Annotated in this window: 2 protein-coding genes; one reads left to right on the top strand and one right to left on the bottom strand. The window is 69.3% G+C overall.

Features of this window, described 5'->3' with window-relative positions:
- Positions 1-300: 300 nt before the first annotated feature.
- Complete coding sequence (trxA, locus tag B351_RS0104405) at positions 301-657, bottom strand: thioredoxin TrxA (protein ID WP_407059577.1); 357 nt, start codon at positions 655-657, stop codon at positions 301-303.
- A gap of 195 nt (positions 658-852) precedes the next feature.
- On the opposite strand from trxA, the gene rhlB reads away from it, so the two are divergent.
- The coding region (gene rhlB, locus B351_RS0104400) for an ATP-dependent RNA helicase RhlB (protein WP_019397839.1) at positions 853-2120 on the top strand (1268 nt) is incomplete at its 3' end.

Genomic DNA, 2120 nt, shown 5'->3' with positions numbered 1-2120 from the left:
CTTCTCGGCGGGTGCGTCGTCGCTCCCGGGCGCTTCAGGCTGGGTGTTCTCGGACAAGACTGGAATTCCTCGCTGGCAGATGCGAGCGCCCGGAAGCGGGCGGATGACTCGTTGGGTGGGGTGCGCCGGCCTGGCGCGCCTTGCGGCGGCAACGTTCCGGCGGGACGGCGGCCGCGCAGCGCGACCGGACCCGATGACACTAGCACCAGGTTCCTGGCGGCGGCAAGCGCCGCCGCAGGCTGGTGGGGCCTGGGTTCAGGCCCCGGGGCCGGACGGGCGTGGCCCGTCCGGCGGGCGGCTTCAGGCCGCCAGGGTCTTGTCGATCATCTGGGTCAGCTGGCCCTTGCCGACCGCGCCGACCTGGGTCGCCTGGACCTGGCCGTCCTTGAACAGCAGCAGCATCGGGATCGAGCGCACGTGGTACTTGATCGCCGTGGCCCGGTTCTGGTCGATGTTGACCTTGGCCACCTTCATGCGGCCCTCGTAGGCCTCGGCGAGCTCGTCGATGATCGGCGAGATCATCTTGCACGGGCCGCACCATTCGGCCCAGAAGTCCACCAGGACCGGTTCCTGGGATTGCAGCACGGCGCTGTCGAAATCGGCATCGCCGATATGCATCACCTTGTCGTTCACTTGGGTCTCCGTGGGATTGCGGATGCCCTCCACGCAGGGCGGGGGGCTGCTTGGGTTAAACTGGGGCGTTCCGCGGAGATGTCAAGTGGGCTACACCGTCCCACCGACGGCCGCGCGGCCCGGCGCCGGCGCAGTGTGCGGCGGCCGGGAACGTATTTGCAAGGCCGCCAAAGGCCGCCTGTCCGGCCACGCTGGGCCAGGCCACATGAAGACTGGATGATGAGCGACAAGCCGCTGACCGATGTAACGTTTTCCTCCTTCGACCTGCATCCGGAGCTGCTCGCCGGGCTCGAGTCGGCAGGCTTCAGCCGCTGCACCCCGATCCAGGCGCTGACCCTGCCGGTCGCCTTGGCCGGGCGCGACGTCGCCGGCCAGGCCCAGACCGGCACCGGCAAGACCCTGGCCTTCCTGGTCGCGGTGATGAACCGCCTGCTGACCCGCCCGGCCCTGGCCGAGCGCAAGCCGGAGGATCCGCGCGCGCTGATCCTGGCCCCGACCCGCGAGCTGGCGATCCAGATCCACAAGGACGCGGTCAAGTTCGGCTCGCACCTGGGCCTGCGCTTCGCCCTGGTCTACGGCGGCGTGGACTACGACAAGCAGCGTGAGCTGCTGCAGCAGGGCGTGGACGTGATCATCGCCACCCCCGGCCGCCTGATCGACTACGTCAAGCAGCACAAGGTGGTGTCCCTGCATGCCTGCGAGGTGTGCGTGCTGGACGAGGCCGACCGCATGTTCGACCTCGGCTTCATCAAGGACATCCGCTTCCTGCTGCGGCGCATGCCGGTGCGCACCGAGCGCCAGACCCTGCTGTTCTCGGCCACCCTCAGCCACCGCGTGCTGGAGCTGGCCTACGAGCACATGAACGAGCCGGAGAAGCTGGTGGTGGAGGCCGAGACGGTCACCGCCGCGCGCGTGCGCCAGAAGCTCTACTACCCGGCCGACGAGGAGAAGCTGCCGCTGCTGCTGGGCCTGCTGTCGCGCAGCGAGGGCGCCCGCACCATGGTGTTCGTCAACACCAAGGTGTACGTCGAGCGCGTGGCCCGTGCCCTGGAGAAGGCCGGCTACCGCGTGGGCGTGCTGTCCGGCGACGTGCCGCAGAAGAAGCGCGAGACCCTGCTCAACCGCTTCCAGAAGGGCCAGCTGGAGATCCTGGTGGCCACCGACGTGGCCGCCCGCGGCCTGCACATCGACGGCATCAAGTACGTCTACAACTACGACCTGCCGTTCGACGCCGAGGACTACGTCCACCGCATCGGCCGCACCGCGCGCCTGGGCGAGGAGGGCGACGCGATCAGCTTCGCCTGCGAGCGCTACGCGATGAGCCTGCCGGACATCGAGGCCTACATCGAGCAGAAGATCCCGTCCGAGCCGGTCACCCCGGAGCTGCTGACCCCGCTGCCGCGCCCGGAGCGCGTGCGTCCGGAAGGCGAGTCCGCGGAAGAGGGCGAGGAGGAGAGCATCGGCCAGATCTTCCGCGAGGCGCGCGA

Origin of the sequence: Pseudoxanthomonas sp. GW2, from assembly GCF_000283075.1 — a bacterium.
In the GTDB taxonomy this organism is placed as follows: domain Bacteria; phylum Pseudomonadota; class Gammaproteobacteria; order Xanthomonadales; family Xanthomonadaceae; genus Pseudoxanthomonas.
This window is presented reverse-complemented; position numbering and strand designations above follow the sequence as displayed.